The sequence below is a fragment of the bacterium genome (assembly GCA_035295165.1).
GTDB lineage: Bacteria > Sysuimicrobiota > Sysuimicrobiia > Sysuimicrobiales > Segetimicrobiaceae > JAJPIA01.
The window spans coordinates 38,464-62,540 of record DATGJN010000108.1 but is presented as its reverse complement, the minus strand read 5'-3'; the positions used below and the strand labels follow the sequence as shown (position 1 = coordinate 62,540).

Annotated in this window: 22 protein-coding genes and 1 tRNA gene; 17 read left to right on the top strand and 6 right to left on the bottom strand. The window is 69.4% G+C overall.

Annotated elements, in window-relative coordinates:
- Nucleotides 1-8 precede the first annotated feature (8 nt).
- Nucleotides 9-641: a LysE family translocator gene (locus VKZ50_18815; GenBank protein ID HLJ61782.1), complete on the top strand. Its 633-nt coding sequence runs from the start codon at nucleotides 9-11 to the stop codon at nucleotides 639-641.
- 103 nt (nucleotides 642-744) lie between these two features.
- On the opposite strand, the gene VKZ50_18810 is transcribed toward VKZ50_18815, so the two are convergent.
- From VKZ50_18810 to VKZ50_18800, 3 genes are all read right to left on the bottom strand, one after another.
- A complete protein-coding gene (locus VKZ50_18810) occupies nucleotides 745-1,596 on the bottom strand; it encodes a DMT family transporter (GenBank protein HLJ61781.1) in 852 nt (283 codons plus the stop codon).
- Nucleotides 1,597-1,724: 128 nt separating this feature from the next.
- Nucleotides 1,725-2,696, bottom strand: a complete 972-nt coding sequence (locus VKZ50_18805) for a VWA domain-containing protein (protein ID HLJ61780.1) — start codon at nucleotides 2,694-2,696, stop codon at nucleotides 1,725-1,727.
- 116 nt (nucleotides 2,697-2,812) lie between these two features.
- Nucleotides 2,813-3,241: a VOC family protein gene (locus tag VKZ50_18800; GenBank protein HLJ61779.1), complete on the bottom strand. Its 429-nt coding sequence runs from the start codon at nucleotides 3,239-3,241 to the stop codon at nucleotides 2,813-2,815.
- Nucleotides 3,242-3,415: 174 nt separating this feature from the next.
- Between VKZ50_18800 and VKZ50_18795 the strand changes: the two genes are divergently transcribed.
- From VKZ50_18795 to VKZ50_18750, 10 genes are all read left to right on the top strand, one after another.
- Nucleotides 3,416-4,906, top strand: coding sequence for a M81 family metallopeptidase (locus VKZ50_18795; GenBank protein HLJ61778.1), 1,491 nt, complete (start codon nucleotides 3,416-3,418; stop codon nucleotides 4,904-4,906).
- Nucleotides 4,907-4,910: 4 nt separating this feature from the next.
- Entirely contained in the window at nucleotides 4,911-5,072 is a 162-nt protein-coding gene (locus tag VKZ50_18790; GenBank protein HLJ61777.1) for a hypothetical protein, read from the top strand.
- The gene (locus VKZ50_18785; GenBank protein ID HLJ61776.1) at nucleotides 5,069-6,451 is read left to right on the top strand and encodes an MmgE/PrpD family protein; all 1,383 of its coding nucleotides are present in this window, start codon (nucleotides 5,069-5,071) and stop codon (nucleotides 6,449-6,451) included. Before VKZ50_18790 ends, VKZ50_18785 begins: the two co-directional genes overlap by 4 nt.
- A gap of 35 nt (nucleotides 6,452-6,486) precedes the next feature.
- Nucleotides 6,487-7,611 carry an amidohydrolase/deacetylase family metallohydrolase gene (locus VKZ50_18780; protein HLJ61775.1) on the top strand — a complete coding sequence of 375 codons (1,125 nt, stop codon included), beginning with the start codon at nucleotides 6,487-6,489 and terminating at the stop codon, nucleotides 7,609-7,611.
- Between the two features lie 76 nt (nucleotides 7,612-7,687).
- Nucleotides 7,688-8,491 (top strand): aspartate dehydrogenase, encoded by an 804-nt coding sequence (locus VKZ50_18775; protein ID HLJ61774.1) that lies wholly within the window; start codon nucleotides 7,688-7,690, stop codon nucleotides 8,489-8,491.
- A gap of 105 nt (nucleotides 8,492-8,596) precedes the next feature.
- A complete protein-coding gene (locus tag VKZ50_18770; protein ID HLJ61773.1) occupies nucleotides 8,597-9,532 on the top strand; it encodes an acetamidase/formamidase family protein in 936 nt (311 codons plus the stop codon).
- 221 nt (nucleotides 9,533-9,753) lie between these two features.
- Nucleotides 9,754-11,391, top strand: a complete 1,638-nt coding sequence (gene pgi, locus VKZ50_18765; protein HLJ61772.1) for a glucose-6-phosphate isomerase — start codon at nucleotides 9,754-9,756, stop codon at nucleotides 11,389-11,391.
- A 364-nt stretch (nucleotides 11,392-11,755) separates the two neighbouring features.
- A complete protein-coding gene (locus tag VKZ50_18760) occupies nucleotides 11,756-13,804 on the top strand; it encodes a hydantoinase/oxoprolinase family protein (GenBank protein ID HLJ61771.1) in 2,049 nt (682 codons plus the stop codon).
- On the top strand, nucleotides 13,801-15,843 hold the full coding sequence (locus tag VKZ50_18755; protein ID HLJ61770.1) for a hydantoinase B/oxoprolinase family protein: 2,043 nt from the start codon (nucleotides 13,801-13,803) through the stop codon (nucleotides 15,841-15,843). Before VKZ50_18760 ends, VKZ50_18755 begins: the two co-directional genes overlap by 4 nt.
- 284 nt (nucleotides 15,844-16,127) lie before the next feature.
- Nucleotides 16,128-16,646 (top strand): hypothetical protein, encoded by a 519-nt coding sequence (locus VKZ50_18750; protein HLJ61769.1) that lies wholly within the window; start codon nucleotides 16,128-16,130, stop codon nucleotides 16,644-16,646.
- On the opposite strand, the gene VKZ50_18745 is transcribed toward VKZ50_18750, so the two are convergent.
- Complete coding sequence (locus VKZ50_18745) at nucleotides 16,636-17,232, bottom strand: LysE family translocator (protein ID HLJ61768.1); 597 nt, start codon at nucleotides 17,230-17,232, stop codon at nucleotides 16,636-16,638. The two genes, VKZ50_18750 and VKZ50_18745, sit on opposite strands and share 11 nt — an antisense overlap.
- 102 nt (nucleotides 17,233-17,334) lie before the next feature.
- On the opposite strand from VKZ50_18745, the gene VKZ50_18740 reads away from it, so the two are divergent.
- A complete protein-coding gene (locus VKZ50_18740; protein HLJ61767.1) occupies nucleotides 17,335-18,153 on the top strand; it encodes an AraC family transcriptional regulator in 819 nt (272 codons plus the stop codon).
- 328 nt (nucleotides 18,154-18,481) lie between these two features.
- On the opposite strand, the gene VKZ50_18735 is transcribed toward VKZ50_18740, so the two are convergent.
- Together VKZ50_18735 and VKZ50_18730 are read right to left on the bottom strand one after the other, a co-directional pair.
- Entirely contained in the window at nucleotides 18,482-18,706 is a 225-nt protein-coding gene (locus VKZ50_18735; protein ID HLJ61766.1) for a hypothetical protein, read from the bottom strand.
- A 205-nt stretch (nucleotides 18,707-18,911) separates the two neighbouring features.
- Nucleotides 18,912-18,988, bottom strand: a tRNA-Pro gene (locus VKZ50_18730).
- Nucleotides 18,989-19,133: 145 nt separating this feature from the next.
- Between VKZ50_18730 and VKZ50_18725 the strand changes: the two genes are divergently transcribed.
- The 5 genes from VKZ50_18725 (at nucleotide 19,134) to VKZ50_18705 (ending at nucleotide 24,075) form a co-directional block, all read left to right on the top strand.
- Complete coding sequence (locus VKZ50_18725; GenBank protein ID HLJ61765.1) at nucleotides 19,134-20,054, top strand: DMT family transporter; 921 nt, start codon at nucleotides 19,134-19,136, stop codon at nucleotides 20,052-20,054.
- A gap of 110 nt (nucleotides 20,055-20,164) precedes the next feature.
- Nucleotides 20,165-20,944, top strand: coding sequence for an enoyl-CoA hydratase-related protein (locus tag VKZ50_18720; protein ID HLJ61764.1), 780 nt, complete (start codon nucleotides 20,165-20,167; stop codon nucleotides 20,942-20,944).
- A 65-nt stretch (nucleotides 20,945-21,009) separates the two neighbouring features.
- Nucleotides 21,010-22,248, top strand: coding sequence for a CoA transferase (locus tag VKZ50_18715; protein HLJ61763.1), 1,239 nt, complete (start codon nucleotides 21,010-21,012; stop codon nucleotides 22,246-22,248).
- A 137-nt stretch (nucleotides 22,249-22,385) separates the two neighbouring features.
- Entirely contained in the window at nucleotides 22,386-22,904 is a 519-nt protein-coding gene (locus tag VKZ50_18710) for a helix-turn-helix domain-containing protein (GenBank protein ID HLJ61762.1), read from the top strand.
- 4 nt (nucleotides 22,905-22,908) lie between these two features.
- The gene (locus VKZ50_18705) at nucleotides 22,909-24,075 is read left to right on the top strand and encodes a glycosyltransferase (protein HLJ61761.1); all 1,167 of its coding nucleotides are present in this window, start codon (nucleotides 22,909-22,911) and stop codon (nucleotides 24,073-24,075) included.
- The last annotated feature ends 2 nt before the right edge of the window (nucleotides 24,076-24,077 follow it).

Genomic DNA, 24,077 nt, shown 5'->3' with positions numbered 1-24,077 from the left:
CCCCGCGTATGGTCTCGTTCGGCACCCTCGCCCTCTACATTCCCGCGGTGTTGCTGATGGTGCTCACCCCCGGTCCCGCCATCCTGCTTACGCTCAACCGGTCGCTGTCGTTTGGCCGGCGGGCCGGCCTGGTGACCGCGGCGGGGCTGCTCTCCGGGACCTGTCTGCTGCAGGCGAGCGCCGCGCTGGGTCTCACGGTCGTGTTGCAGGCGTCGGGGGTGGCCTACGAGGCCCTCAAGATCGCCGGGGCGCTCTACCTCACGTACCTCGGCGTCCGTACCTTTCTTGCCGGAGCCGACGACCTCACGCGCGCCCGCAGGGACGGGCCGCGTCCGTCGTCGCGGCGGCACTATCTCGGCGGGATCGCCACCGAGCTGCTCAACCCGAAGACGGCGATGTTCTACGTCTCCATCCTGCCGCAGTTCGTCGACGTCGGCGCAGGGCGCGTCACCACGCAGCTGTTCCTGCTCGGCGCTATCTTCGTGGTGTTCGCCACGTGCTCGTTGGCGGCGATCGTGATGACCTCCACCCACGTGCGATCTCTGCTGGTGCGCCGCCCCGGGATCTGGACGATCGCCCGCCGGGTCACCGGCTGTGTGTTCATCGGGTTTGGCGCGCGGCTGGCGCTCGAGCCGCGATAGGGTCGGGAGCGCCGGACGGACGGAGCTTCGGGGTCCGGTTCGCCGGCGGCTTGGGCGGGACCGGTGGCGCCGCATGTGCGCGGCGGATCCGCCCCGCGCGGCGCTACGCGGCGCGCCGCCACTGCAGCGCCGCGATCCCGCCCACCACGGTGACGATCCCGACCGCGCGCAGCCACGTCATCGCGTCGCCGAGCAGTAAGACGCTGCACACCACGGCGACCACCGGTTCCAGCATCCCCAGCATCGCGGCGCGTGTGACGAGCAGCGCCCGCAGCGCCAGGAGCACCAGCAGAGACGCCGCGGCGGCGGCGACGGTGGCCCCGGCGACCGCCAGGAGGCCGGGCAGCGGCATCGCGAGGTGAATCTGGTTCGTGGCGAGGCCGGCGATCCAGTACACCGCGGCGGAGCACGGAAGCACGACGGCCAACACGCTCAACGGGTGCGTGTTTCGCACGAGCCGCCGCTGCGTCACGAGGTAAAACGCGGAGACGAGCGTGGACAGCCCGAGCACGACGAACCCGAGCGTGTGCCCGCCCTGCGGCGTCTGCCCCGCGACCAGCATCGCGCCGGAGACGATCACCACAAGGATGGCCACGTCGGCGCGCTTCAGGACCTCCCCGAGAAAGAGCCGGCCCATCCACGCCACGTGCACCGGCGCCGTGTTGGCGATGACCGACGCGGACGATGCCGGGAGGATCGTCAGCGCGTAAAAGTAGGCGAAGACCTGGATGGGCAGCACCGTGACGCCGAGCGCGATGAGTGGGGCGAGCAGGGGGGGCCCTGGTATCGTGGCCCCTCGCGTGACCCCGAGTCCGATCCATACAAACGCGGCGCCGAGCGTCGCGCGAATCGCGAGCAGGGTGAGCGGCGTGACCCCGGACGCATACGCGATCTTCGCCAGGATCGGCGAGACTCCATAGAGGAACGCCGAGATGAGGATGAAGACAGATGGCATTCACGACCCCGCCGGTGGCACGGCGGGTCGTGCGAGCCGTGGACACGCGCGCGTCGAGGGGGTTCGCGGCGGCCCGGCGCTCTCCTGCGATGCGGGGGCGGTCCGATCCCGCCCGTCCCCCGGTCCGGTTAGGCGATGATCGGTTTCGTCAGCACCGAAACGAGCAGGGCTGCGACGAGCAGGCCCGCGACGACGACGGCGGCGGCACCCGTGATCTCCGTCGGCCGTTGCTGCCACCCGATGGCCTGGGCGAGCCGGTGGTAGATGTCGCGCAGCTCCTGCCCCGACTGCGGATGATAGTACAGCCCGCCGGTGTGGTGTGCGATGTCGCGCAGCGTGGTCTCGTCGAGCGCCCCGCCGATCATGAACACGCCGCTGTCCGAGACCGCATCCTTACCGATGCCCACGGTGTAGACTGTGACCGACTCGCGCCGCGCCAGATCGGCGGCCCGCATCGGATCCATGCCCGCGTTGTTCTGACCGTCGGACAAGAGCACGACGAAGCCGGGGGGCCGAGAGCCGGGCGGCATCGGCGGCAGGGTCCCGTCCGGCCCCGGGCGCACCCGGCCGGGCAGGGCGGCGACCGCCTCCATCAGGCCGTCCCCGATCGCGGTACGGTGCTGGACGGTGATCCCGTCGATCGTGTGCGCGACCTGGGCGTGCTCCGTGGTCGGCGGCGCCAGCACCGTGGCGTACCCCGCGAACGTGACGAGGCCGACACGGACGTGGCTGGGCAGCCCGAGGACGAACGACTTGGCCGCTTCCTGCGCCGCCCGCAGCCGCGACGGCTTGACGTCCTGCGACATCATGCTGCCGCTCACGTCGATCGCCAGCATCACCGCGGCCTGATCGGACGGCACGGGGAGGAGGATGACCGGCCGCGCGAGCGCAACGGGCACGAGGATGAGCGCGCAGAGAAACACGGCGGTCGCCGCGTAGCGGCGGACCCCCCGCGTCTGGCGCGTCGCCTCGGCGACCGCGTCGAGTCGTGAAAACGTGACCCCGGGCCGGCGGCGGCGCCGCAGCGCGGCGACCAGCGCCGCGAAGCACACCGGCACGGCGATGAGCCCCCACAGGAACACCGGCCAGAGGAACGTCATGGCTTGGGGAGTCCTTCACTCGACGTGCGGGAAGGTTCACTCCCCGGGACGTGCGTCCCTGCCGCGGTTGCACGCTCGTTACGCGGCGATCAGGCTGCGGCGTCCGGGACGACGCGCTAGGCGCCGTCCGGGACTCGCTCCGTCAATTGGAAGGAGATGCCGCCGGTCGTCTCCTCGACGGTCCAGGCGTTCAGGGTCGTACCGACTCGGCGGGGCGCGGGTGTTGTGAATTTCACACCGAGCGCCGTGAGACGATCGAAGACCGCCGGCAGGTCCTTCACTTCGACCGCGATGTGCTCGATCCGCGCCTTCGCGTTCCCAAGGCGCTTCTGCCGCATCGCCGGGTCGCCGATCGTGAGCACCTCGATGTCGACGTCCCCGCCCCCGAAGAACTCGCCGTGGATCTGTCCCTCCGGCAGGTCCACCGTCCTGCGCAGCGGCATCCCGAACACCTCCACGAGCCACCGCCGCGCCTCCGCGAGATCATCGACGATCACGCCGATGTGGTTGATCCGCCGGACCATCGGATTCGAATCTGCCGTCATGTGCTGTCACTCCTCCCGTGATGAGTGGGGCCTGAAGTCCCACGCCTCTTCCTTCTCGGCGGCGCGTCGATTCTCCGGTTGCGAGCCTCCAGCGGGCGGCGGGACCGCCGGTCGGCGGTCGAGAACTGAGCAGCGGCGCGCCGCGAGCGGTGTGCCGGGAGTGGGGGTGGTGGGGTGCCCAGAATTCTGGTCGCCGAGTGCATGCAGGAGATCTCGTCGTTCAACCCGGTGCCGAGCGAGTATCACAACTTCTCCGTGCGGCGCGGGGACGCGATCCTCGCCGATCAGCGCGGGCGCAACGCCGCCGTGGGCGGTGCGGAGGCGGTGTTTGCCGCGCGCGGGAACGTGGAGCTGGTGCCGACGTACAGCGCGCGGGCGGGGAGCGCGGGGCTCTTGTCCGCGGCGGGGTGGCAACGGCTGTCACGCGAACTGCTGGACGCGATCGCAGAGCGCGCCCGGGACATCGACGGCGTTTACTTCTCGATGCACGGCGCGATGGGCGCCGACGGTGACCTGGATCCCGAGGGGACGCTGCTCACGGAGACGCGACGGCTGCTCGGCGACCGCGTGCCGATCGTGGTCTCACTGGATCTCCACGGCATCCTCACCGCGAGGATGCTGCGCGCGATCGACGGCCTGGCCGTGTACCATACGTATCCGCACGTGGACTTCGCGGACACGGGGGCGCGGGCGGCGCGCCTGTTGCTGCGCATCCTCGACGGGCAGGTCGTTCCGGCGATCGCACGGGTGGCGATCCCGGCGCTCGTGCGCGGCGACGAACTGATCACCAAGTCGGGCTGCTACGGGGATGTGATTCGCGAGGCGCAGCGCCTCGAACGCGAGGAACGCGCCCTCGCCGCGGCGGTGATGATCGGCAACCCGTTTACCGATGTCCCGGAGCTGGGCAGCCAGGCCGTCGTGGTCGCGGAGGATCCGGAGACGGCCTCGGCGGACGCCCTTCGCCTCGCCGAGGAGTTCTGGCCGAACCGCTTCCGGATGCAGGCCAAGCTGATCGCGCTCGACCGCGCGATCGCTCAGGCGCGCACCATGGCCGGGCCGGTGATCTTCACCGACGCCGCGGACGCAACCTCGTCCGGCGCGACCGGAGACAGCAACGCAATCCTGGCCGGGTTGCTGCGCGCCGGCTACGAGAAGCCCGTGCTCGCGCCGATCGTTGATCCTCCCGCGGTCGCCGCCGCGTTCCGGGCTGGGGTGGGCGCGACGCTCCGGGTGCGCCTCGGGGGCGCTCTCGACCCGCGCTTTGCCCCGGTGGAGCTGACCGTCGACGTCGACATGCTCTCGCGCGGGCGCGCCGCGTTGGAAAACAGCCGGAGCGCGCTCGATGCCGGTCCGACCGCGGTGCTCATCGCCGGGAACGTTACGATCGTGGCGATGACGCGGTCGGTCAGCCTGTTCGACCGGGCGATGTTTCTCGCGCACGGGCGCGACCCCAGACACTACCACCTCACCGTCGTCAAGTCGCCGTACTGCGAGCCGCACATGTTCGACGAGTGGGCGGAGAAGGATTTCAACGTCGATGTGCCCGGGTCTACGAGCGCCGATCTGCGATCGCTCGGGCACCACATCTGCCGACGCCCGATGTTCCCGCTCGACGACGACGTGACGTTTACGCCCGCCCCTGAAGCGTATCGGCGTGGGCGGTGAGTGCGTGCCGGCACCGGGACTGGCCGACGGGAATCCCGTTGCGGACCTCCCGGCGCTCCGCAGCGTGCGGGCGGAGACTCACGATGGGTGGGCGGGGCACGGCCAGGCGCTCGCGGAGTTCGGCGATGCGTACACACTGAGGGGACACAACGGAGGCGATCGATGAGCGAGGCGACGGCACGGACCGAGGATCTGACGGGGACGTTGGTCGACTATCTTGTTGGTGCGGGTTCCACGCGCCTGGATCCGGCGGTCGACACGGAGGCGACGCACATGATCCTGGATCTCATCGGGGCATGTGTGGTCGCGTCGTCGCCGCGGTACGCCGCGGGGAGGCTGCTGGGAGCGTTCGTGGATGCCGAGGGCGGGGCGCCGCGTGCGAGCGTGTTCGGCCGGCCGCAGCGGACGTCGCTCGCGAACGCCGCGCTCGTGAACGGCACCCTTGGCTACTACTGCGACGTCGAACCGCATCACCCCGCGTCCGTCATGCACGCGCTCGCCGCGGTGTTTCCCGCAGCATTCGCCGTCGGCGAAGCCGCCGCCAGGGGCGGGCGGGCTGTCCTGACCGCGACGGTCATCGGCGTGGATGTGGCGTGCCGCCTCAGCGAGGCGCTGGACCCGCGCGCCCTGTACGCCCGCGGGTTCCACCCGTCGGCCGTCGCCGGCGCGTTCGGCGCCGCGGTCGCGGCCGGATGTCTGCTCGACCTGGACCAGGTCCAATGGCGGAACGCGCTCGGGTTGGCGTCGCTCCAGGCGTCGGGGCTGCTAAGCTGGACCAGCGACCACAGCGAACAGTCGCGCCCGTTCAACATCGGGATCGCGGCGCGAAACGGCGTCACGGCGGCGAGCCTCGCGGCCCTCGGGTTCGGCGGACCGACCGCGGTGTTGGAAGGGAAGTACGACCTCTTCACTGCGTTCTCCGGCGTCCGACGGCCGGCGCGGCTCACCGACGGCCTCGGCGTCCGCTACGCGACGTCGGCGCTCGCCGTCAAGCGGTATTCGTGCTGCGCGTTCCTGCACCCCGGGCTGGACGCCCTGACGGAGATCCTGGACCGGTACGGGGTCACCGCGGGCGAGATCACCTCGATCGACTTTCGCTTCCCGCGGTCAGGCGCGTCCGTGATCGACAACAACGAGCTCCGGTCCCATAACGCGCAGTACATCCTCGCGGTCGCCGCGGTGCGCCGCGCGATCACGATCGACGACATCCTCGCGGACCAGCGCGAGGACCCCGAGATCGCCCGGTTGGCCCGCAGCGTGCGGGTCGTCCACGACGATGTGCTGGACGCCCGGTATCCTGCGGAGTACAGCACCGTGGTGTCGGTCGCGACGGCCGATGGGTGCCGGCATGAGGCGCGCGTGGACCACGCGAAGGGCACGCCGCAGAACCGCATGACACACGACGAGGTCGTCGCGAAGTACCGCGCGATGACGGCGGGCGCCGCCGACGCGGCGCCGGTGCGCACGATCGCCGATCTCGCGCTGCGCCTGGAGGCGGTGGACGACGTGCGCGCGCTCGGCGACGCGATCCGGGCACTGCGGTAGGGCGGACGCCGGCCGGCGCCGGGCGGAGGAGGAGCATGGCGGAGCGCTACGACATCATCGTTCGCGGCGCCAGGGTCATCGACGCATCGCTGGCGCTTGACGGGCCGGCCGACATCGCCGTCGCCGGCGGCCGTATCGCGCGAGTGGGAGATCTCGCCGGCGCCCAGGCCGCGCGCGTGATCGACGCGCGCGGGCTCGTCGCGTCGGCGGGTTGGATCGATCTGCACGTGCACTGTGTCGAGGGCCCGAGCGTGGGCGGCGTCGACCCCGACCGCGACGCCGGGGTGGCCACCGGCGTTACGACGATCGTGGACACCGGTTCGATCGGCGCCGACGGGCTTCCGCTGTTCCTGGATGTCGCCCGGCGCGCGCGGACGCGCGTGCTCGGCTACCTCAACGTGTCCGCGACGCGAGGCTCGCCCATTCACGGAGACTGGCAGGCGTTCGACCAGGCGCGCACGATCGCGGCTGCGGAAGCCCACCGGGACCTGATCGTCGGCATCAAGGTGCTCGCCTCGCAGCGACACTGCGGCAACCTCGGCATCATCCCGGTCCAACTCGCCGCGCAGGCGTCCCGCGAGGCCCGCACGGGGTTGATGGTCCACATCGGGGTGGCGCCGCCGGTGATCCAGGACGTCCTGAACCTGCTCGGTCCGGGCGACGTCGTGACGCACTGCCTGAAGGGGTTCCCGGGCGGCCTGATGAGCCGGCGCGGGTTCCCGCTCGCGGAGGCGTGGGCCGCCGCGAGCCGCGGGGTGCGGTTCGATGTCGGCCACGGGTCTGGCAGTTTCTGCTTCACGGCGGCGAGGCAGGCACTTGCCGCGGCGTTTCCGATTCACTCGATCTCGACCGATCTGCACGGCTTGAGCGTCAAGGGCCCCGTGTACACGCTCGGCCGCACGATGGCGAAGTTCCTGCACCTCGGTCTTGCGCTTCCGGACGTTGTGCGCCTCGTGACCGTGGGGCCGGCGTCCATCGTCGGCCGTGCGGACGACTTCGGCACGCTGCGCCCGGGCGCGTGCGCGGACGTGACCGTGTTCCGCGTGACGGAAGGGCCGATCGCATACACCGACAGTCACGGCGTGACCGAGCAGGGGAACGTCGATCTGGTACCCGCGTGCACGGTGCGGGCCGGCGCGGTCGTCCAGGAGGCGTGGTGAACGACCCACAAGCCGGCCGCGGGGCGGGCCGAACGGGTCGAGGCGCGGGTCGGGGGGGAACGCGGTGGACGGGGTGATGCGGGTCGGCATCGTGGGCTTCGGCGCGGTCGGACAGCAGATCGCGGCCGCGATGGATCGGGGCGTGCCGGGCGCGGCGCTCGCGGCGATCACGAGCCGGGACCTCGACGCCGCCCGGCGACACGCCGAACGGCTGCTGCGCCGGCCCCCGCCCGTCGTCACGCTGGCGGACGCGGTGGCGCGGTCGGATCTTGTCGTCGAGGCGGCGCCGGCCGCGGCATTCCCAGAGATCGCGCGCGCCACCCTCGCCGCCGGCAAGGAGCTGCTCGTGCTCACGGTGGGCGCGCTGCTCGACGCACACGACGCGTACGTCGCGTTGGCGCGGCGTCACGGCGGCGTGATCCGCGTGGCGTCCGGGGCGATCGGCGGGCTCGATGCGATCGCCGCGGCGGCAGTCGGTGCCGTCGAGTCGGTAACGATGACTACTCGCAAGCCCCCTCAAGGGCTCGCCGGCGCACCGTATCTTGCGGCGCACGGTATCGATCTGACGGATCTAAGTGGTCCCCGCGTCGTGTTCGAGGGCAGCGCCCGAGAAGCGTGGCAAGGCTTCCCCGCCAACGTCAATGTGTCCGCGGCGGTGAGCCTCGCGGGAATCGGGCCCGACCGGACCCGTCTGCGCATTGTCGCCGATCCCGCCCTCGACCGGAACATCCACGATGTGGAGGTCACGGGCGAGTTCGGTCGGTTCGCGGTGCACATCGAAAACCGTCCCTCCGCGAATCCGCGGAGCGGTGTGCTGACCGCGCTGTCCGTGATCGCAACGATTCGGCGACTCACGGGCCCATTGCGCGTGGGTGGGTAGGCTCGGCGCGCGCGGCGGCGTGCGGGTTCCCACGGGGAGGAGCGTGCCGCGGCCTGCGGAAAGGGTGAGCGTCTGGACGATACCACGAGGAACGGGGGCCTGAGGATGCCGGTGACGCGGTACCTGCCCGAAGACAGCGTGCGGTTCACCTGGGATGTTAGCCATCCGCCCGCGATGACGATCGACAGCGGCGACGTCGTGGTCGTACACACGCGCGACGTGAGCGACAATCAGATCACGCCGGAGTCCACGACCGCCGATCTGCCCGGTCTCGACTGGCAGCGTGTCTACCCGCTCGCCGGACCGATCGCCATGGCCGGCGCGCGGCCGGGCGACACGCTTGCGGTGGAGGTCCTGGATATTCACACCCAGGGATGGGGCTGGACCGCGATTCTACCCGGGCTCGGTCTCTTGGCCGACGACTTCAAGACGCCGTACCTCAGAATCTTCGATCTCAGCGACGCCGACACCGCGTACCTGCGCGATGACATCGCGATTCCGATCGAGCCGTTCTTCGGGACGATGGGTGTCTGCCCAGCCGGGGCCTCGAACCAAGCCGTGATGCCGCCCGGCACGTTCGGCGGTAACATGGATACCCGACAGCTGGTCCGCGGCTCGACGCTCTACCTTCCGGTGCAGGTCGAGGGGGCGCTATTTGGGTGCGGGGATGCGCACGGCGCTCAAGGCGATGGCGAGGTCTGCGTGACGGGGATCGAGGCGCCGATGTACGCCGCGCTGCGCTTCACCCTGCTCAAGGGTCGAAAGATCCCGGCGCCGCAGTTTGCCACCCCCGGGCCGCTCACGCCCCGCGTCGGCCACAAGGGATGGTACGGGACGACCGGGGTGGGGCCGGACCTCTACAGGGCGGCGCAGGATGCGGTGCGGGCGATGGTCGCCCACCTGTCCGGGACCTACCGCCTGTCCGGAGAGGACGCTTACCTCTTGTCCAGCCTGTGCGTGGACCTCAAGATCTCGGAGATTGTGGACGCCGGCCAGTACATCGTAAGCGCGCTGTTGCCGCTCGCGGTGTTTCGGACCTAGACCGACGGGAGAGCGGCGCTCGCGAGTCGGCCCGACCACCGCGGTCCGGCCGCCGTCCCCCGAAGCTGAGCACCGATGCGCGTCTGGCCGGCGGCACATCAACCGGGAGCGTCTCCTGCGCGTCGTGTGGGCCCGCCCGGGGCTCCGGTGAATGGGGCGCAGGAGGACCGCTCACCGTAGTCGTATTCGCTGCCGAGAGCGCGAGGCAGAAAGGAACCGCGATGACCACCACGGCTCGGACGCTCGCCGACGCGTGGAGTGCGCTTGCGGCCCACCACGCGAAGATTTCCTCTGTGCACCTTCGCGAGTGGTTCGCCGCGGACCCGAACCGCAGCGACCGGATGAGCGTCGAGGCGGTTGGGCTGTTTGTCGACCATTCCAAGCATCGGGTGACGGACGACACCCTCGTATTGCTGCGCGCCCTCGCGGAGGCGTCCGGACTCCGTGCGCGCATCGATGCGATGTTCCGAGGAGAGAAGGTCAACACGACCGAGCACCGAGCCGTCTTGCACGTGGCCCTGCGCGCGCCGCGCAGCCAGGCGATCGTCGTGGACGGGCAGGACGTCGTGCCGGAGGTGCACGCGGTGCTCGACCGGATGGCGGACTTCTCGGATCGGATTCGCAGCGGCGTCTGGCGCGGACACACCGGGAATCCGATCCGCAACATCGTGAACATCGGCATCGGCGGTTCAGACCTCGGCCCCGTGATGGCGTACGAGGCGCTGCGGTGGTACAGTCGCCGCGACATGACGTTTCGGTTCGTGTCCAACATCGACGGCACCGACTTCGTCGAGGCCACGCGCGATCTCGATCCCGCCGAGACCCTGTTCATCGTCTCCTCGAAGACCTTCACTACGCTCGAGACCCTCACGAACGCGAAGGCCGCGCGCGCGTGGACGCTGCACGCCCTCGGCGATGAGCAGGCGATCGCGCGGCACTTCGTGGCCGTGTCGACGAACGCGAAGGACGTCGCCGCGTTCGGCATCGACACGGCCAACATGTTCGGCTTCTGGGACTGGGTGGGTGGCCGGTACTCGATGGACTCGGCGATCGGCCTGTCGACGATGATCGCCGTCGGCCCGGAGCAGTTTCGCGCGATGCTCGCCGGGTTCCACGCGATGGACGAGCATTTCCGCACGGCGCCGTTCGAGCGCAACCTGCCGGTGCTGATGGGGCTCCTCGCCGTCTGGTACAACAATTTCTTCGGCACCCAGACCGTGGCCGTGCTGCCGTACGATCAGTACCTGCACCGCTTCCCGGCCTACCTGCAGCAGTTGACGATGGAGAGCAACGGCAAGTCGGTCGCCCTCGATGGGTCGCGGGTCACGTACCAGACCGGGTCGATCTACTGGGGCGAGCCCGGCACCAACGGCCAGCACTCGTTTTACCAGCTGCTCCACCAGGGGACGAAGCTCGTGCCGTGCGATTTCATCGCGTTCGCGCGCCCGCTCAACCCGCTCGGCACCCACCACGATCTCTTGATGGCGAACGTGCTTGCCCAGGCAGAGGCGCTGGCGTTCGGCAAGACGGCCGACGAGGTCGCGCGGGAGGGAACCCCGGCCGCGCTGGTGCCGCACCGGGTCTGCGAAGGGAACCGGCCGTCCACGGTCATTCTCGCCGACCGGCTTGACCCTGAGACGCTCGGCAAGCTGGTGGCCCTCTACGAACACAGCGTGTTCACGCAGGGTGCGATCTGGCGGATCGACTCGTTCGATCAGTGGGGCGTCGAGTTGGGCAAGGTGCTCGCAACGCGGATCATCGCGGAGCTCGGCGCGTCCGGCGATGCCGCCCTCTCCCACGACGGTTCGACGAACGCCCTGATCCGGCGCTACCGACGGATGCGGCAGAGCGCCGGTTAGTGCGAGCGCCCGACCACCCGCGCTGACAGCCCACGACGCATCGCGGCGCGCTGACCGAGCGGACCGCCGCGGTCGCGGAACGTACGACGCCTGCCCGCGGTGTGTTCGCGTATCGCGCGGGTCCCCGCGAGGATGGAGATTCGACGCAGACACCGCGCCGCAACCAGGGTCGCGCAGCCGCCCAACGGTCCCGCGTGAGCGCGTCCGTGTGCGTGCGGCGCGCCCCCCAAGGAAACGGCGTGGCGCAAAGGAAATACTGAGACACATCGGAGACCAGCGTTCCGGCGGACGTGTGCCGGCGCGACGTGTCCGTGCGCACGCGAGATCCGTGTCGCAGCACATCGACTTCCCGGAGGCCAACACGTTGGACGCATTTCGCCTGGGTGTGGACATCGGCGGCACGTTCACCGATTTCGTGCTGCTCAACGAGTCGACCGGCGCCGTGAGCATTCTGAAGATCCCCACCACCCCGCGTGCGCCCGCGACGGCGGTGACCCGCGGCATCAAGTCGCTCGCGGCCGGGGTGCGGATCGATCCGGCCGCGATCCGCTATTTCGTGCATGGGACGACGCTCGCGGTCAACACGCTCATCGAACGTTCCGGAAGCTCGGCCGGCCTGTTCGTGACGACGGGCCTCGAGGATATCCTGGAGATCCGCCGGTTGCGCCTGCCCGATCCGCAGAATTTCTTCACGGATCCTCCGACGCCGCTGGTGCCGCGCTCGGCCGTGCGCGGCATCGACGAACGCCTGGCGCCGAACGGCGCGGTCGAGCGGCCGGTGGATCTCGACCACGCCGAGGCGGAAGCGGCCTCGCTCGTCGCCTCGGGCTGTAACGCGCTCGCGATCTGCTTTCTCCACGCCTACGCGAACGATCGGCACGAGAAGGAGGTCAAGGCTCGCATCGCCGCGCGATTTCCTGGTCTGTATGTGTGCGCGTCGAGCGAGGTATGGCCGCAGCGCCGCGAGTACGAACGGGCCCTGCTCACCGTGATCAACGCACACGTCGGCGAACGGATGCGCGAATACTTTCGCGCGCTGGAACGCGATCTGCGCGATCTCGGGGTGCGCGCGCCGATCCTGTCCACGAAATCCAACGGCGGGGTGATGACCGCGCGCACCGCCGGCGAGCGGTCGGTCGAGACGCTGTTTTCCGGCCCGGCGTCCGGCGTGATCGGCGCACACTGGATCGCGACGCACGCGGGGTTTCCGCGGGTGATCACGTTCGACATGGGCGGCACCAGCGCGGACGTGTCGATTGTCACGGAGCGGCCGTCGTACTCGACCGAGGCGCAAGCGGGAGATTTTCCGATCTTGATGCCGTCAATCGACGTCAAGTCCGTAGGGGCGGGCGGCGGGTCGATCGCTTGGATCGACCGCAGCGGAGTGTTGAAGGTTGGGCCCCAGAGCGCGGGGTCCGAACCGGGCCCGGCCTGCTACGCTCGCGGCGGCACCGAACCCACGATCACCGACGCGTATCTCGTGTTGGGGTGGTTGAACCCCGAGCGGTTCGCAGGCGGCGGTGTCGCGCTCGACCGGGCCGCAGCGGCGAGCGCGTTGGCGCGCCTTGGGGATCGCCTGGGGATGGGCATCGAAGCGGTCGCGTGGGCGATCGTGGAGGTGGCCACCGCGAACATGTACGCGCAGTTCACGCCGTTTCTGACCAGTCGCGGCGTGGACGCCGAGGAGTATGCCGTCGTGGCCTACGGCGGCGCCGGCCCGACGCACGTCTGCCTGCTCGCGCAGGAGCTTGGCCTGCCTCGCGTGCTCATCCCCCAGGTCCCCGGCGCGCTCTGCGCGATGGGGTGCCTGGTCGCCGATCTTCGAGCGGACTTTGTGCGCGTGTTCGGCGCGCGGTGTCAGGCACTCGAGCCGGACGTCCTGGAACGTCAGTTCCGTGAGCTCGAAGCGGAGGCACGCATGTGGCTGGATCGAGAGGCGCTGCCCGTCACGGCGTGCCGCTTCGAGCGTTCCGCGGACATGCGCTACGTCGGCCAGTCGTTCGAGCTGACGGCGCCGTTGCCCGACCGCATTACAAGTTCGCTGGCGCCGGTGCTCGATGCGTTCTACGGCGTCTACCAAGACGTCTACGGGTACGTCGACCATGAGGCGCCGGTCGAGATCGTCGACCTGCGCGTCCAGGTCGTCGGCGTCACCCCGAAGCCTCAGCCGACCGCGCGCCGCAGCGGCGGCGCGTCCGATCAGGAGCACCGGCCCCCGGCCAAGACGCGCACCATCTACTGGGCGGGCCGCCATGTGGAGGCGAGCGTGCATGAGCGCTCGGCCCTGCGGTCCGGGGATCGCTTGACGGGGCCCGCGGTGATCGAGCAGGATGACACGACGACCGTGATCCCGTCCGGGTTTGCGGTGCGCGTCGACGACCAGCTCAACGTGATCGCGGAGGGACGCAAATGACGACCAACGGACGCGCGACGAATCCCGTCCTGCTGGAAGTGCTCCGGAACCGGTTTCAGGCGATCGCAGAAGAGATGGCTTCCCTCGTTCTCCGCGCCGGCCACACCGTGTTGGTGAAGGAGACCGCCGATTTCGGGGCGGCGTTGGTCTCGCCGGACGGCGAGGTCGTGGCGGCGCCGATCAACACGGGAATCGCGCTGATGGTCGGCGTCCCGTGCGACGTTGCGATCCGGCACTCCAACGAGCTCGGGGTCGAAGACGGCGACGTGTTCGTGTCCAACGACGTGTGGAACACCGGGGGCATGGCGACCCATCTTCCCGACATCTATGTGTGGAGACCGATCTTTCACGACGGGCAGGTCGTCTGCTACGCGTGGGCGTTCGTGCACTCTTCGGACGTCGGCGGGATCGTCCCGGGCAGCATTGCGCCGTCGAGCCACGAGATCTATCAAGAAGGGCTGCGCATCCCCGTCTCCAAGCTGTTTCGCCGCGGGGCGCTGAACCGGGAGTTGCTCGGCGTGATCATGGCGAACTGTCGCATCCCCGACCAGAATTGGGGCGACATCAAGGCCATGGTCTCGGGGCTCTCGCGCGCCGAGCAGCGCATCGGCACGCTGATCGCCCGCTACGGCATCGACGCCGTGCGTCGCGGCATTCTGGATGTGCTGGACTACGCGGAAGAGCAGGCGCGGGAAGAGATCGAGAAGATCCCGGACGGGACCTACGTGTTCTGGGACTATCTCGAAGGTGATTCCGGCGGGGGACGAGCGATTCGGCTCAAGGTGCGGATGACGGTCGAGGGCAGCAGCATGACGCTCGATTTCTCCGACACCGATCCGCAGACTCGGCAATCGTACAACCTGCCGTCGCATTCGCGACGCGGCCACTGGCAGTTTGTGTTCTCGTTGATCGGGTATCTGCGGTCGGTCCGCAAGGGCATCACGTACAACTCGGGCCTGGCGCGCCCGATTGCGATCACCATTCCACGCGGGAGCGTGTTGAACCCGGAACCCGGCGTCGCGGTCGGCAACCGGTCCGCCACGCAGATTCGTCTCGTCGACGTGCTGATGGGCGCGCTCGCGCAGGCCCGTCCGGAGACGGTGCCGGCCGCCGGCGCGGGGCAGGGGTCGATCTTTCTCCTGCGCGTGCCCGACATGGAAACCGGACAAAGCAAGGTCAGCGTCATCCAACCACTCTGCGGGGGGTCTGGCGGCCGGCCAAACAAGGACGGCATCGACGGGATCGAATTCTCGATCGGCTTCTTACGCAACATCCCCGTGGAGTCGATCGAGGCCGATATGCCGGTGCGCATCCGCCGGTATGCCCTGCGGCCCGACTCCGGAGGGGCGGGACGAACCCGCGGCGGCGCCGGCTTGGAGATTGAGATGAAGCTGCTGGCCCCGGAAGCCACCGTCACCTCGCGCGCGATGGACCGCTACTCGTTCCGACCGTGGGGTCGGCTCGGCGGTCGTCCCGGCGCCTGCGGCTACACCGTGCTGAACCCCGGCACCCCGTCGGAGACGAACATCGGGAAGATCGACGTGCTCCACCTGAACTACGGCGACGTGCTGCGCATCGGCACCCCCGGCGGCGCCGGGTACGGCGACCCGCTCGAGCGCGATCCCGACGCCGTGGTGCAGGATATCCGCAAGAGCGTGCTGACCCGACCTCACGCGGCTCGCGAGTACGGCGTCGTCGTAAACGAAGACCTCACGATCGACGGGACCGAGACGCGCCGGCGGCGTGAGGCACTGGCGGCCGCCCGCGGCCCGGCCCGCGACTTTGACTTTGGTCCGGAGCGCGAACGCTACGAGGAGATCTGGTCCGATGCGTTCGTGACCGAACTCAACCGTAGCCTTTCGCCGTATCCTCCGCGTCTCCGGACGTTGCTGCGGGAACGCCTGTGCCGGTTGGTGGATGAGGCGGTTGCGGGCGACGGACGGCCGCCTGCACGGACGGAGCTGCCGGCGCTCCTCGAGCGGCTGTTGGCTCAGCTGGGATACCGGCCCGAGTCGGTGGTTCCGACGCCGGCGAGGTGACGCCGCGTAGAGAACTAGGAGGGCTGGGCCCACGTCACGCAGGGGGACGATCTGGGACAATCGTTCAACGTCCTGGGCATCGTGCGCCTACGGCTCCTGGAGCGGGGCGTCGCGACGGCGATCACGCCCCCGGGATGCACGCGTAGCGTCGTCGCGATACCGTCCATGAGCTGGAAGCGAGCGGCGGCCGGCCACTCCTCTTTTGTGGTGGCCGAACGACGGGTGAGAGGACAGCGGCCGCGCATCTCAAGGCAGACGTGCAGGGAGAGCGGCAGGCATTCCGAATGACCGGCGAACACGTCAAGCCTATGAACCCGCGTGCTCCGGTCGCGCCCCGGACGGGCGAGTACGATCCCTTCGCCCGGGGTCGATTTCCCGTTGGTGTGCGTACGGGCCAGGCGCTTGATACCCAACGGGACCGTCTGTTCCCGGTTGAAATCTGGTATCCTGCCGCGGCGCAACATGCGGGCCAGGATCTTACACCAGGGACCCAGGACGTCTTCACCGCGCCGGCACGCGCCACACCACGTAGCCAGATGGCTGTCCGCAACGCCGCCGCGCGGCCCGGCACCTACCCGTTGATCATCTTCTCCCATGCCAGCGGACATCACCGGCGGGGCGCCCCGTTTCTGTGCACGCACTTGAGCAGCCATGGGTGGCGGCAAGAGGACGCGCGGCGGTTCCTCGGGGGCGACACCGAAGCTGAGTTCGCGGCGCGGGCGTCGACGGGATGGTCCATAGAGCCTGACGCCGAGGACGGATCCGGCGACGCGCCGCTCATCCACCGCGACGCTACGAGATGAACAGGATCACAGACGAGGCAAGCAGCGCGCCCATGGCGACACTGAACAGACGGAACGCACGTTCGGATCGCAGGGCGCGCAGCAAGACCGCGCCGAAGGCGAGCCAGGGAAAACAGCTGGGCAAGCACGCAAGGAAGAAAACGAGCCCGAGTGCGGCGGACTGCCCCAGCGCGCTGCCCGGTCCCTCGTGGAGAAAGGTGGCGGCGGCGCTGGCACACACAAGCCACGACTTTGGGTTGACCCATTGAAAGGCCGCCGCGCCGATCAAGCCGATCGGTTTGCCGTCGGTCGCCGCGCCGGCACGGCGGGCCGTCGCGATCTTCCACGCGAGCCAGCAGAGCACCGCGGCGCCGCACCATTTGACACCCTTGAGGACGAAGGGATTGTTGAGGATCGCGCTGCCGAGGCCGAACGCCACGATGAACATCATCCACGCCATCCCGATCGCGACCCCCAAGAGGCTGGAAAGGCCGCGCAGCACACCGACACTGGCCCCCGTGGCGGTTAGCAGAACGTTACTGGGCCCGGGCGTGCCGGCGGCGGCGACCGAGAACACGAAGAAGGCGATGGCTTGCTCCCGCGTCATTTCAAGCGGCCTCCGCGTCTCGGGTATACTACCGGCATGGCATCTATCTTAGCGGGGCCCCGCGGCGAGGATCTTGTATGTTCGTGCGACGGCGGAGACTGGGTGTACACGTCCGAGCCGGGGGAGGGCGTCGGGCTGCTGCGCGCCTGGTTCAGAGGGCGCGCCTTCGGCAAGCATCGCCACGACACCTACGCCATCGGTGTCACCGACGTCGGCGTGCAGATGTTCGACTATCGTGGCAGGGTCGAACGCAGCACGCCGGGCCAGGTCATCGTGCTCCATCCCGACGAAATGCACGACGGCCGCGCCGGAACCGAGGTCGGGTTCAGCTACCGGATCGTCTATGTCGATCCCGCGCGCATCGCCGCCGCCCTGGGCGCGATCAGAGAACGACCGGCGTCACTGCCGTTTGTGCGCGAGCCCGTGTCCCACAACCCAACGCTCGCGCGGGCGGTTGCGGCCGCATTTCAGCCTGCCCCGGAGCCGTTGGCGCTCGACGCCCTGGTCCTGCGCCTGGCGGAAGGCCTGGTCGAAGGGGATCCCACCAGCCGCACTGCTGGTCCGCCCCGCCGCTTCGACCACGCGGCAATCGAGCGGGCCCGCGCATTCCTCGATAGCCGGCGCGCCATCGTACGGTCGGCCGAACTCGAGGCGGTCACCGGACTGAGCCGCTACGAACTCGCGCGTCAGTTCCGGATCTCGTATGCGATCAGCCCGTACCGCTATTCGCTCATGCGACGGCTCGAGTTCGCGCGGAACCGGCTGGGCAGCGGGACGCCGTTAGCCGAGTTGGCATTGGCGGCCGGTTTTGTCGACCAGGCGCACTTCACGCGCATGTTCAGATCCGCCTTCGGTGTCACGCCGGGACGCTACGCCCGGTTGCGCCGCGTGGAACCGGGCTGGAAAGGCCAGGGCGCATAGCCGGCACCCCCCCAAGAGGTCGCAAAACGTGAGTCCGCGTAGTACCGTGGGGCTCGCCCTCCACCACGACTGGATACGGTGAACTCGGAGCTGATGGATTCTCTGCGGTAACGATCAGGCAACGGGCGGTCTCGATGGCATGTCGAACGACGCGCACGCTTCCCGGATCGTGTCCCCGGTGTTGACGCGTCGCCGCCCTCGGCCATTCCCGTGAATAGGCTCGAGGAACATTGGCGCGCCGACATCCGTTATGTGGAATGTACGTGCGTGATGGAGCGTAGCCTGCTCGTCCCCCCGACGGCTACGCTCCTTCTTCTGGGAGTTTCCGCTACGCGACCTCGTGTCTGCCGGATCGAGCGATTGAGATCGGTTGAATGTGATGGTGCTGGTTCCTCCGGTTGAACGCGGTGGCCGTCCATTGAACTTTCCGCCGGGCATCAGCCCAACCTGCAGCCTCGATGTGTTTCGTCAGGATGTCCGCCTCGACCCGGTCGGCGGTGGCGGACCACACCACGAACTGCGCAGTATAGAGGTGCGAGGGACTGGACGCCATCGTGCGCTCCTACACTCATACGGTCGTGACATCGGGTTCGTCGGCGCCTGTCCTGTTTCCTTGAGCCGCCCGCATCGCGGCGCCCCAAGCTTGCCTGGGCAGGGTCGAGAAGCGCACGGAGGGCAAGCCGGGATGACAGAGGAGCGAAGGCGGGACAATCGGAGGCGCCGCCCGGAACATCTTCTTGATATAGAGGAGGTGCAGATGGTCGGGGAGGGGGGACTTGAACCCCCGGCCTCAGCGTCCCGAACGCTGCGCGCTACCAAGCTGCGCCACTCCCCGGCGCCGTTCATTGTAGCATCGGGTCCGGACGCTGACAATCAAGGCCCCCGGCGTCGGCGGGCGAAGCCCAGGACGCCTCCGCGCCGGCGGCGTATTGAGCACCATGTCACTTCAGTCGTCCCTCTCCCGCCGCGGGACCTTCGCCGTGAACCTGCCTGCGGCCACGCAGGGCACCGCGCTCGTCCTGATTTCCGCCGTCGGCTTCGGGACGATGTCGATCTTCGCGAAGACCGCGTACGCCGCCGGCGCGAACGTGCCCACGACGCTCTTCCTCCGTTTTCTGCTGGCGTCGGTTCTGCTCTGGGGCGGGCTCGCCGCCACAGGGCGCGTGCGCTTTGGGCTGTCGGCCCGGCAGGTCCTCGTATGCGTCGCCCTGGGGGCGATCGGGTACGCGGCGATGTCGCTGGCATTCTTCTCTGCGTTGGAGTACGTGCCGGCCTCGCTCGCGTCGCTCGTGCTGTACACGTATCCGCCGGTCGTGACCCTGCTCGCGTTCATCTTGCTGCGCGAGGGATTGGACGGGCGTAAGTGCCTGGCCCTGGCTGCGGCGGCGCTCGGGCTCATGCTCGTGCTGGGCATCGGTACGGGGGCGGTGCGCGGCGTCGGGGTCGTGCTCGCGCTCGTCGCGTCCGCGTCCTACTCGGCGTATATCATCGCGGCGCGCGTCCTGCTTCGCAGCGTCCCGCCGGTGGCAGCCTCTGCGATCGTGATCGCGGCTGCGGGAACGACGTTCGGGATCTACGGCGCGGCGTCGGGAACGCTGCGGCTTTCGATGTCGATTCCGGCCTACGCCGCGATTGCCGGGATGGCCGTCGTGTCGACCGTGCTGGCGATCGGTGCGTTCTTCGCGGGACTCGAACGCGTCGGCGCGTCGCGCGCTGCGATCCTGAGCACGGTCGAGCCGGTCGTGACGCTGGCGCTGGCCGCGGCGGTCCTCGGTGAGCGCCTGGCACCCGTGCAGGTGGCCGGTGGCGCGTGCATTCTCGGGGCGGTGTTCCTGTTGCACGCCGGGTCAGGACGCCGTGCAAGGCCGGCCGCGGACGTCTCCCGATCCGGCGAAACGTAGTCGCGAGTCACCCCGCATCGCTCGCGGTATGATGCGGGGACCCCGGGAATCCGCGCCGCGGTAGCGAAATAAGGGTGCAACGACTCGGACGTCGCACCGGAGGCGGTCGGATGGACGATCTGCGCATCGTGCGTGACGGACCGATCGCGACACTGGTGCTGAACCGACCGAACAAGCACAACGCGATCACGATCGAGATGTGGCGGACGATTCCGGGTGCGCTGCGCGGACTGGAACACGATCCGTCCATCCGGGTGCTCGTCGTCCGCGGCGCCGGCGAAGAGGCGTTTGCGTCGGGCGCCGATATCTCGGAGTTCGAGCGCGAGCGCTCGGACGTGCACGCGGCGCGCACCTACAGCGCGACCGTGGCCGGGGCGGAGCGGGCCCTCGCGAACTTTCCCAGGCCGACGATCGCGATGATCCACGGGTTCTGCGTGGGCGGGGGGTTGGAACTCGCGCTGGCGTGCGACCTGCGCTGGGCGGCCCAGAGCGCCAGGCTTGGCGTCACCGCGGCACGCCTGGGGATCGTGTACAGCGTTGAAGCCACCCGCCGCCTCACGAGTATCGTCGGACCGGCCCACGCGCGGGATCTGCTGTACAGCGGCCGGCTCGTCGACGCGGACGCCGCCTTGGCGATGGGCCTCGTCAACCGCGTCTGCGCCTCGGACCGGCTGGAACCCGACGCGTACGAGTACGCGTGGGGGCTCGCGCAGCAGGCGCCGTTGTCGCAGCGAGGCGCGAAGCTCATGCTGCAACACTGGCCGGGCGAGGGCGAACTCACGCAGGATGAACTCGCGGAGATCGTGGACCGGGCGTATGAGAGCGCGGACTACCGCGAGGGCGTCCGGGCGTTTCTCGAACGGCGGGCACCGACGTTCCGAGGAGAATAGACGAGGTCGGTGCCTGCGCCGCCGGCGAGCGTCGCCGCGGCATCGCGAGGAGGCGAGTGGACGGCATGTTTCCCCTGGACGGGATCAAGATCGTTGACCTGACACGGTTTCTCGCCGGGCCGTACTGCACGATGGAGTTGGGGGACTACGGCGCTGATGTGATCAAGATCGAGCCCCTCGAGGGCGATCACTCCCGATCCCAGACCCTCCGGCCCGATCTCGTCGGCAACAGCTACTTCTTCGCGGCCGCAAACCGCAACAAACGCAGCATCACCGTGGATCTGACGACCGATGACGGTCGGGAGATCGTGCTGCGGCTTGCCCGCAGCGCGGACGTCGTGATCGAGAACTTCCGGCCGGGCGTGATGGAACGCCTGGGGCTCGGCGCGCAGCGCCTGCGCGAGGCAAACCCGCGGTTGATCTATTGCGGCGTGTCCGGATTCGGACCAACCGGTCCGTACCGGACGCGCCCCGGCTTCGATCAGGTCGCGCAGGGGATGTCGGGGTTCATGAGCATCACGGGTCAGGAGGCCACCGGGCCGACGCGCGCCGGGATCGCGCTCGCCGACCTCACGTGCGCCACGACGGCGTGCCGCGGCGTGCTCTACGCGCTGCTCGCGCGGGAGCGCACCGGCCGCGGTCAGGAAGTGTATGTCGCGATCGTGGATTCGATGGTGGCGCTGCTCACGTGGAGCGCCGGGATGTACTTCGAGACCGGCACGCCGCCGGGCGTGGCCGGGAACCACCACCCGTTGTCCTCGCCGTTCGGCGTGTACCAGGCGAAGGATGGACCGTTTAACCTGTGCGCCGGCAATGAGGTGATCTGGAAGCGGTTGTGCGAGGCGGTCGGCCGCCCCGAACTGCCCGCCGATTCGCGATTCGCGACGGTGAACGACCGGGTGGCCCATCGTGAAGAGCTCAATCAAATCCTGACGGCGGCGCTGCAGGCTCGGACCGCGTCGGAGTGGGTGACGTACCTCAACGAGCGTGGCGTTGCGTGCGGGCCGATCTACAATCTGGCCGAGGTCTTCAACGATCCGCAAATCCGGCACCAGGAGATGCTCGTCGAGATGCCGCACCCGGTGCACGGCACCGTGAAGATGCTCGGCCTGCCCGTGAAGCTGTCGGAGACGCCGGGGCGGATTCGGCGTGTCCCGCCGCTCCTCGGCGAGCATACGGACGAAGTGCTCCGGGACGCGGGGTACGGTCCCGACGAGATCGCGCGCCTGCACGACGCACGGGTCGTGGGGGAACCGGTACGTGGCGGCGTGCCTTCGAGGCAACACCGCGACGGCGGCCGGTGACTGTCACGATGTTCGGGGGCGTACGCGCAGGTGTTCGCACGTTTGAGGTAGGCGACGGCAGGATTTTTCTCAGTATTCTCGAACTACGCCCCAAACTTAACATCGAAAAACCTACGCAGCATTCATCGGAGCAGCATATGCGACAGCGACTGCAGGACTGGTATCGCTATCTCGAGCAGCAAATGCACGTTTCTCTGCCGGAAGGGCCGCCCGATGTGCCTCCCGGGTACCGACGCGGGGGCGACGTCCTTCAGGATCTTCCTCGAAATGGTACGCCCCGCGGGGGTATCCTGTCAGAATCGCCGGGGTCGGTGGTTCGTCCGGCCCGGGCGCGGCTCGCCGCACCGCCGGGCGCCGTGGCGGGCGCGCACCCGCCGCGGGTGTTGCCGGTCGGGCCACGGTCACCCGACCCGAGGCGGCGAGGGGGGCGGCGTCCAATCACCGAGACGCGCGAGGAGATCATCCGCCGACTGCTGGATCCAGAGCTCACGTTGCACGAGGCCGCGGCGGTGCTGAACCTCTCCAAGGCCACGGTGCGCCGCTACACAGATCAGGGCAAACTGGTGTGCCTCCGGACCCACGGGGGACAGCGCCGGTTTCGCCTGTCGACGCTGCTGGCGTTCCTCGACCGCCAGACGGCGGAAGGAGACGAATAGCCGGGTGCACATCGGGCTCTTCACCGACAGCTATCTGCCGCGACGGAGCGGTGTCGTCCAAGCGGTCGAGGCGGCGGGCCGCCACCTGCGGCGCCGCGGCCATCGCGTGTCGGTGATCGCGCCGGCGTATCCCGGCTACGTGGACGAGGACCCGGATGTGCACCGAGTGCCGTCCCTGGCCCCCCCGGGCCATCCGGACTTCCCGCTCGCGGTTCCCTATTCCGCATCCCAGCTGCGCGAGATCCGCGACCTGGGGCTCGACGTGGTGCACACCCACTCGCCGTTTCTGCTGGGCGGGGTGGGGTTGTGGATCGCGCGGACGCTCCGGCACGTGCCGGTGGCCTTCACCTATCACACGTTGTACGCCGAGTACGCGCACTACGCGCCGATCGTCGGGGATCTGACGCGGCCGCTCGTGGCGGCGTACACGACGGCGTACTGCAACCGATGCGACCTCGTGCTCGCGTCGGTGCCGTCGCTCGCGCGGCTGTTGGGACGCTACGGTGTCCGGGCGCGCATCGAAGTCATCCCGAGCGTCGGGATCGAGCCCGACACCTTCGCGGGCCCGCCCGCGCGCGGCGTCCGCGCGGCGTTCGGCGTGCCGGACAGCGCGCCGCTGCTGGTATTCGTCGGGCGGCTGGCCAAGGAGAAAGACGTACCGCTGCTGCTGGACGCGTTCGCCGCGGCCCCGGTGGACGCGCGGCTCCTGCTCGTGGGCGACGGTCCCGAGCGGGCGGCGCTCGTGGAGCACGCCGGCCGTCTCGGCCTGTCCGGCCGCGTGCTCTTCGTTGGCGGCCAACCCCACGCGCAGGTGGTGGAGATCCTGCGCGCGGCCGACCTGTTTGTGTTTCCGTCCCAGACGGAGACGCTCGGGCTCGCCCTGGTCGAGGCGATGGCGGCTGGGCTGGCCGTGGTCGCCGTGCGCGCCGGAGCATCGGCCGACATCGTGCGCGACGGCGACACGGGCCGTCTGGTACCGGCGGACCCGGCGTCGTTCGCGGACGCGGTCCGCGCGCTGCTGGGCGACCCCGCGCGGCGGGCGGAGATGGGCCGGCGTGGGCAGGTCGAGTCGGCCGCGTACACGCAGGATCGGATCATCGACCGACTGGTGACGCTGTACGAGACGCTCATCGCGGAACACGTCGTACCCGCGTCGCATCCAACGAGCTGACT

Coding starts and splice junctions, on each gene's coding strand:
- VKZ50_18755 (HLJ61770.1), top strand. CDS start 13,801: ATGACGACCAACGGACGCGCGACGAATCCCGTCCTGCTGGAAGTGCTC.
- VKZ50_18735 (HLJ61766.1), bottom strand. CDS start 18,706: ATGGCGTCCAGTCCCTCGCACCTCTATACTGCGCAGTTCGTGGTGTGG.
- VKZ50_18810 (HLJ61781.1), bottom strand. CDS start 1,596: ATGCCATCTGTCTTCATCCTCATCTCGGCGTTCCTCTATGGAGTCTCG.
- pgi (HLJ61772.1), top strand. CDS start 9,754: ATGACCACCACGGCTCGGACGCTCGCCGACGCGTGGAGTGCGCTTGCG.
- VKZ50_18770 (HLJ61773.1), top strand. CDS start 8,597: ATGCCGGTGACGCGGTACCTGCCCGAAGACAGCGTGCGGTTCACCTGG.
- VKZ50_18780 (HLJ61775.1), top strand. CDS start 6,487: ATGGCGGAGCGCTACGACATCATCGTTCGCGGCGCCAGGGTCATCGAC.
- VKZ50_18785 (HLJ61776.1), top strand. CDS start 5,069: ATGAGCGAGGCGACGGCACGGACCGAGGATCTGACGGGGACGTTGGTC.
- VKZ50_18745 (HLJ61768.1), bottom strand. CDS start 17,232: ATGACGCGGGAGCAAGCCATCGCCTTCTTCGTGTTCTCGGTCGCCGCC.
- VKZ50_18710 (HLJ61762.1), top strand. CDS start 22,386: ATGCGACAGCGACTGCAGGACTGGTATCGCTATCTCGAGCAGCAAATG.
- VKZ50_18720 (HLJ61764.1), top strand. CDS start 20,165: ATGGACGATCTGCGCATCGTGCGTGACGGACCGATCGCGACACTGGTG.
- VKZ50_18800 (HLJ61779.1), bottom strand. CDS start 3,241: ATGACGGCAGATTCGAATCCGATGGTCCGGCGGATCAACCACATCGGC.
- VKZ50_18815 (HLJ61782.1), top strand. CDS start 9: ATGGTCTCGTTCGGCACCCTCGCCCTCTACATTCCCGCGGTGTTGCTG.
- VKZ50_18805 (HLJ61780.1), bottom strand. CDS start 2,696: ATGACGTTCCTCTGGCCGGTGTTCCTGTGGGGGCTCATCGCCGTGCCG.
- VKZ50_18750 (HLJ61769.1), top strand. CDS start 16,128: ATGACCGGCGAACACGTCAAGCCTATGAACCCGCGTGCTCCGGTCGCG.
- VKZ50_18775 (HLJ61774.1), top strand. CDS start 7,688: ATGCGGGTCGGCATCGTGGGCTTCGGCGCGGTCGGACAGCAGATCGCG.
- VKZ50_18715 (HLJ61763.1), top strand. CDS start 21,010: ATGTTTCCCCTGGACGGGATCAAGATCGTTGACCTGACACGGTTTCTC.